At 42.9% G+C, this 420-nt stretch carries 1 protein-coding gene; it reads right to left on the bottom strand.

The genetic code is table 11. From position 1 onward, the window contains the following. Nucleotides 1-420 (bottom strand): hypothetical protein (locus tag A3739_RS29640; protein ID WP_197472170.1); only part of this gene is annotated, 420 nt, incomplete at both ends.

Genomic DNA, 420 nt, shown 5'->3' with positions numbered 1-420 from the left:
TCGATTCTTGCAACCATTCGACTAATTGCATTAGTAAGCCAATTTCTGATGCTGCCCGCATTGCTGTTAATGCAGTATCAGTGCTTGTTTTTAATTGATCTTGAAGTTCTTGGTTATGTTTTTTTAGCTTCACAAACGACTGAAGCTTATTTTCCACCCGCTTTTTTTCCCAGTTGTGTCCGATATAACTATCCAAAGGCAAGGTGGTTAACATGTTACAGGGCTTCTGCTCTAGTGAATCATCGATAAAGCCCAGCATTGTTGGGGTGTTTTCGGGGAAGCTCTGCTCTAGATGGTCAATGAGAGCGTGGTAGTCAACGTTTTCGACGATATCGAAAAGAATGGCGTGCGGATGATGCGCAATGCCTTTCACAACATCGTCATTTGAGCTTAATGATGCTGTGTCGGTAGGAAGTGTGA

It is taken from the genome of Oleiphilus sp. HI0067 (genome assembly GCF_001635735.1).
The sequence above is the reverse complement of the archived record's forward strand: the minus strand, read 5'-3'. Positions and strand labels throughout refer to the sequence as shown.